This is a genomic window from Colwellia sp., from assembly GCF_013215345.1.
In the GTDB taxonomy this organism is placed as follows: domain Bacteria; phylum Pseudomonadota; class Gammaproteobacteria; order Enterobacterales; family Alteromonadaceae; genus Colwellia.
In genome coordinates this window covers 1-6,007 of sequence record NZ_JABSOV010000170.1, presented here as the reverse complement: position 1 = coordinate 6,007, position 6,007 = coordinate 1, and the positions used below count along the sequence as shown (strand labels likewise).

The window sequence follows — 6,007 nt, the reverse complement described above, 5'->3', positions numbered from 1 at the left end:
AGCACATAAAAGTGATTTAAGTATTCAACAATGGTTGATGCAAAAAACACGTGCAACTTTTTCGATGGATACTCTGCAGTGGTTACAGAGTGCCATTGTTTTTGTCGTGAAGAAAGTATCAAGCGCTGCTGGTTCATACGAGAAGTTTACCGTTTTGGACCACCTTGCTTATGTACTCGCTAAAGGTATTAATTTAGCGGAGAAACTTTCTAGATGGGTAAAGTACTTTATTCACAAAGTAATGGAAGTATTGGGCTTAAAGCCATCTCCACATGAAACTATTTTTAGTAAAAGTTTTATCCGAGATTTACTAGGTCGCCTTGAAAGAAAGGTATACCAGAGTGTGGACTCTGCATTGCGCTATGAAATGTAGTTTATTCGTTTGATGATTTAAGTGGTTAAATACCTTTATTTAGCCACTTTTTCCATTTTTGTTAAATTACTAGAGAAATTACTAGGACACCCATTGTTAATTTATCTTCCCCTAAAAGAACTTATGAGACATAAAGCTTGGTATTAAGAGAATAGTCATGCCGGTATTGAATTGTGTTAATACACCTTACACATAAACAAGTGCTGACCACTTAATTAGGAGGTAAAAATGACTGTACCACTACACTTCTCAAACTGCTATAATTCGCGCCGTTAATTTCAATCAATAAAGTAACCCCATGACTGCAGCAGCACTAACCTTACCGAAAAACACACTAACACCTGCCCAAAAAACGCAATTTATAAAGTTAGAGAAGAAACTTAGGCGTAATGTTGGTCAAGCGATTGCGCAATACAATATGATTGAAGACGGCGATAAGGTCATGGTTTGTCTATCAGGCGGCAAAGACAGTTATGCCATGTTAACTATTTTAATGCTGTTAAGAGAGTCCGCTCCTATTCATTTTGACATCATTGCCGTTAATTTAGACCAAAAACAACCGGGCTTTCCTGAACATATTTTGCCAGAGTACCTAGATAAACTTGGCATTGAGTATCATATTGTTGAAGAGAACACCTACAGCATTGTTAAAGAGAAAGTACCTGAAGGTAAAACGACTTGCAGCTTATGCTCTCGATTACGCCGAGCCATTTTATATAAAACAGCAAAAAACCTTGGCGCAACTAAAATAGCGCTAGGTCATCATAGAGATGACATGATTGAAACGTTAATGCTAAATATGTTTTATGGCGGTAAGATGAAAGCAATGCCGGCCAAGCTAGTCTCTGACAATGGTGAGCATGTAGTTATTCGTCCATTAGCTTTTTGTAAAGAAAGTGACCTTATTCAATACGCTGAGTTAAAGCAATATCCTATCATTCCATGTAACTTATGTGGCTCTCAGCCGAACATGCAAAGACAAAATATAAAACATATGTTAAATGGTTGGAGTGAACAGTTTCCGGGGCGAATTGAGTCTATGTTTACTGCAATGCAAAACATAGTGCCATCTCATATGTGTGACAGTAATCTATTTGATTTTAAAAGTATCGATAGTAACTCTGGCATTATAAATGGTGGCGATACCGCTTTTGATGAAGTTGTCATTGAAACGCCAAAAGATTTATCGACTAAAGACTACCTTAACGATGCTCAGCAACTCAATGTTGTTGAAGTTAAGTAATACCTATTTCATTAAGTTACATGCACCTGTAGTTTACTCAGGAACTCTTTAGAAACGTCATCTTCGAAGTTTCTGATTGAAACGTAGCATGGATGCTATTTATTAGACAATGCAGGACGCACATTGTCCTGATCCATTGCTATTTAGCACCAAGTGCATAGGCATGTAAATTAATAAAAAAGCCCAATATCATAGATATTGGGCTTTTTTTTGTTCACTTATATCAGACCGCTATTTAGGTTAATCCGCTAAAGCAGTCTGTTGGCCACTCGGCTCAACAAAGTAACTTTGGTTATGGCGTAACATATCAGTGATATCTAACACGTAATCAGCACCACGCTCTGAATAAGGTAATAAGCCTGCTGCTAGAATTTCAGCATCAAGGGGTTGATCTTGCACCCTTAATTCGGCACGAATTGTTCTAAATATATGATAAGCATTATGCTTATTTATATTATTAAAATATCCAGACACCGCAGCATCGACACTTTGAAACGCTGCAACTTCATGTTTAGCGCCCGTGTTACGACCACCTGGGACCATGCCACAACCGGTTCTATAACACCAAATACCAAAAAAGTTTAAGCCTATTCGAGCAAAACGAGATGTTCCCCAAGCAGACTCATTAGCCGCTTGCACCAAAACTAACGACGTAGGAATAATATCAACACGCATTAACAAATCATTAATTTGCTGCAATGTTGAAGCTTCCTTATTAATACGATAAGCCTTGATCAGCACTTGCAGTGAAATTTGCTCTTCATCTGTCAGCCCTAAACCTAATGATATTTGTTCATGCCAATATTCGAGCTTACTTCTATCTTGTGCTAACTCAGTATTTTTGGCATCAATTGCCGGGCGGATAAAAGCAAAAAACTGACGCTTTTTAGTGGGAATATCATAGATAGCAGCAAAGTCAGGTAAATCGACCTGATGTAACGGTGGCTCAATTACTTTTACTGGTTCAACTACTGGTACCTCGACCTCTACAACGACTAATTCAGTCTCTGCAACTATTACTACCGGCTTAGGCACTAAAAAAGTAAAGGGCGCTAGTATCGCTGCAACTAGCGCAAGGCATAATATAAAGCGAGTAAAGAACATGCTTTTCATAAAAACTCCTTATTTATGATAAAAATTAAGCAGAAAAAGTATCATCTGAGCCATTATGGCCAGCGTCTTTATTCGTAGGATTGGTTGAGTCTATAGCTGGGGTATTTTCATCAGAAAAGACGCCAAATATTTCACGGTACAACACGCCTTTAACGTTGTAGTACCAAGGTGCTAAATAAGATAAGCCAAATAAAAACACCATAATAGCAATCGGTGCCAAACTCGACTCTACTAATAAAAGGATAGGAACTATCAGAGCGATTAATGACATGCTTAGCACTAAATAAATACCTAACAAAGGCATTACTTTAAAACGTAAGGCTTTAACCGATAAAATAATAGCTTGTACTGGCGTTAACTTTTTCTCAACCACTAAAGGTATGGTTAATGACAACATTACGGCCAATAACACTCCTGGAATAATTAACAATTGAAAGCCAATACTAATAAGAATAGAGGTTAACAGCGCACAAAGCGCAACCCAACTACCCCGATGTAAGAAAGACAATACCATTTTAAAATTTGTTGGCTTATTAACGGCATGGTACACACCCATCATTTCTATGCCGGCGATAAATGGCCATACTGCCATAGTGACAATAACATTGATCAACTGTAGTGCTTGAGAGCCTTCTGCTTGCGCATCTTGGAAAACTTCTTCAATTCCACCAAAAAAGCTACTGGCAATAAATGACACTATCATGCCAAAAACTAAAACTAAAAACAGTGCTAGGTTAATCGACAACCGCGACTTTAATGTCAGCTGCCACGCTTCCGTTAAAATAGCTTTAACATCAATTGAGTATTCGCCTTTTACTGCGCGCTCAACACTACCACCAATGGAATTCATTATAATTTTTTCTGGCAAAACTAACCCTTTTTCATACTGTAATACTACATTTGCGCTCTATTATACTGGAAATGCCAATAGATTGCTCATAGCGCTATTTAGCGATCAATTTAACAAGCAAGTTGGCAGATAAAACAGCTTATTGAAGATCACTTAGCACCAGCTGAATAGCGAGTAACAATAGGATTATTCCCATAACACGATCAAGAATATAGCCTTTACGTTGTAAAACATAACGTACTCTGTCTTGCGTAAGCATATAAGAAAGGAAGCAAAACCACGCCCCTGTAGCGGCAACTAGATAGGCGCCATAAGCAATTTTAATACTCAACAATGTTTCAGGAGCAATAACCACTGAAAACAAACTGACAAAAAACAATGTCGCTTTGACGTTTAAAGCATTAATTAAAAAGCCATTAAGAAAAGCACTTTTAGCCGATGGAGTCTTGATAGCCGTCTCGAATTTTGCTGCACCACCCGATGAAACTGTACTGTCATTGACATCTTTGCTTACTGAGCCTGATAAGTCGTTGTCAGGCTTTTTCGCCCTTAAACAATGCCAAGCGATATAACAAAAATAGCTAGCGGCAATGTATTTTAATGCGGTAAATAAACGCTCGTCGCTGGCAATTAATAGCCCTATTCCCACCAAGGAATAAGTGACATGCACAATAATACCTGCGGCAATGCCAAAACTAGTGTAAATAGCAATACGTCGGTTATAGCGAATGCTCTGTTTTAAAATAAGGGCAAAGTCGGGGCCAGGACTTGCTACGGCAAGAAAATGTACCATAGCGATAAGTAAAAATTGTTCTAAAGCAGGCATATTACCACGGAGAAAATTAATGAAACGTGCGTCATTTTACCTAAGAAATTAAATAAAGCGACCTAAGCTCAATAAAATATTCCATCCTCTGTGTAAGCAATTAGCTACTACAAATTGACATTGGTATTAGTAATTAGTCTTAGTCTTTACTTATGGGGGCTTGCACTAATATGCTGCGATAAAGGCCCATAAGTCCTCAAAACACTTAAAACGCTACTCTTTACCCTGATAACTGGTTCTCATACGCTAGCCTCAAACGTGTACAATAAATGAGCACTGCATAAGTTTCAATCAATCGTTATAGTTAACAAGATGTAATTTAAGGTGCTGAATGGTTATCTATAAATGGCTGATTAGGCAAGAGACTATTTTTGTGGATGCTTTTGGTGAATACGCGTTAATACCGTTTGGAAAAAATCACTGCCCTTTTGCTCTGCTAACGCCATATTATTTTCGGGAATTTTTTCCGGCTCTTTATAAACCTTAAGCACTTTTGCCATACTTGCTTCACGAATAATATGCAGCATTGGATAAGGAGAACGGTTAGTGAAGTTACTGGCGGCATCAAAATCATCATCGGCAAAACAGTACTCAGGGTGCATAGTCGCTAGTTGAAATACCCCTTCAAAGCCTGAATCAATCAGTAAATCGTTAGCATAATCAACTAAATCAAGATAACGTGAAAAACTGCGAAAGCCATCACTATAGATGATTAAAGTGGTTTCAATCTCGTCATGTTGTTGCAAATAATGACATTGCGCTAACAATTCTTTAAGCGCTGGCTTAACTTGCTCAAGCGCTGACTGATGATAGCAAATGGTATTATTAACAAATTCTTTTTTGGCAAAGGGACAAAAATTTAAGCCGATAATGATTTCATCTAACCACTGTTTGGTGGCGCTCACTTCAGCTGATTCTTGCTCAGCTAGTGCTTTCTGAAGTGTTTGCTGTTGTGCGTTTTGTTTAACTTCTTTATTCATAACGGAAACTCTACGTTTTTCTTTTATTTATAGTCTTAGTTTTGGTGCAAGTGTCAGTGTTAGCTCAGGATTGCTGTAACTGCCACATTTTACTGTATTGTCCTTGCAGCGCGAGTAGTTGTTGATGATTACCCTGCTCTACTATTTCACCATGACTCATAACAATAATATTATCACTATCAACTATAGTTGACAGGCGATGGGCAATAACAAGACTGGTTCTGTTTTTAGCAACTTCATTAATGGCCGTTAAGATTGCTTGCTCTGAATGACTATCAAGGGACGAGGTAGCTTCATCAAAAACCAATATTTGTGGATTCTTCAATATGGTACGGGCAATCGCGACCCGCTGCTTTTCACCACCAGAAAGTTTTAAGCCACGCTCACCAACCATAGTGGCTAAACCATCGGGCAAACTGGCAATAAATTCAGATAAATGCGCCAGCTCAATGGCTTTTAATACCTCGTCTTTACTTGCTGTTGGACAGCCGTATTGCACATTATTAAATAAGGTATCGTTAAAAAGCACGGTATCTTGCGGCACAATACCAATATGAGTACGTAGTGAATGTTGGCTCACCTGACTAATATCTTGCTGGTTAATTTGAATATCACCCGAGTC

7 protein-coding genes are annotated in these 6,007 nt (G+C 38.2%); 2 read left to right on the top strand and 5 right to left on the bottom strand.

Annotated elements, in window-relative coordinates; translation table 11 throughout:
- On the top strand, nt 1-373 hold a 373-nt coding region (locus HRT50_RS17235; RefSeq protein WP_291616781.1), incomplete at its 5' end, for a hypothetical protein.
- Nucleotides 374-671: 298 nt separating this feature from the next.
- A complete protein-coding gene (gene ttcA / locus HRT50_RS17230; protein ID WP_291616779.1) occupies nt 672-1,616 on the top strand; it encodes a tRNA 2-thiocytidine(32) synthetase TtcA in 945 nt (314 codons plus the stop codon).
- A 240-nt stretch (nt 1,617-1,856) separates the two neighbouring features.
- Here ttcA and HRT50_RS17225 read toward each other — a convergent pair whose 3' ends face one another.
- The 5 genes from HRT50_RS17225 to HRT50_RS17205 all read right to left on the bottom strand — a co-directional run.
- Nucleotides 1,857-2,729: a glucosaminidase domain-containing protein gene (locus tag HRT50_RS17225; RefSeq protein WP_291616776.1), complete on the bottom strand. Its 873-nt coding sequence runs from the start codon at nt 2,727-2,729 to the stop codon at nt 1,857-1,859.
- 25 nt (nt 2,730-2,754) lie between these two features.
- Nucleotides 2,755-3,597 carry a hypothetical protein gene (locus tag HRT50_RS17220; protein ID WP_291616774.1) on the bottom strand — a complete coding sequence of 281 codons (843 nt, stop codon included), beginning with the start codon at nt 3,595-3,597 and terminating at the stop codon, nt 2,755-2,757.
- Nucleotides 3,598-3,718: 121 nt separating this feature from the next.
- Complete coding sequence (locus tag HRT50_RS17215) at nt 3,719-4,405, bottom strand: LysE family translocator (RefSeq protein ID WP_291616772.1); 687 nt, start codon at nt 4,403-4,405, stop codon at nt 3,719-3,721.
- A gap of 365 nt (nt 4,406-4,770) precedes the next feature.
- The gene (locus HRT50_RS17210; RefSeq protein WP_291616770.1) at nt 4,771-5,385 is read right to left on the bottom strand and encodes a DUF1415 domain-containing protein; all 615 of its coding nucleotides are present in this window, start codon (nt 5,383-5,385) and stop codon (nt 4,771-4,773) included.
- Between the two features lie 64 nt (nt 5,386-5,449).
- Nucleotides 5,450-6,007 (bottom strand): ATP-binding cassette domain-containing protein (locus HRT50_RS17205; protein ID WP_291616768.1); only part of this gene is annotated, 558 nt, incomplete at its 5' end.

Bases quoted from the DNA above. Each gene is read 5' to 3' on its own strand.
- HRT50_RS17210 (WP_291616770.1), bottom strand. From the start codon at position 5,385: ATGAATAAAGAAGTTAAACAAAACGCACAACAGCAAACACTTCAGAAA.
- ttcA (WP_291616779.1), top strand. From the start codon at position 672: ATGACTGCAGCAGCACTAACCTTACCGAAAAACACACTAACACCTGCC.
- HRT50_RS17215 (WP_291616772.1), bottom strand. From the start codon at position 4,405: ATGCCTGCTTTAGAACAATTTTTACTTATCGCTATGGTACATTTTCTT.
- HRT50_RS17225 (WP_291616776.1), bottom strand. From the start codon at position 2,729: ATGAAAAGCATGTTCTTTACTCGCTTTATATTATGCCTTGCGCTAGTT.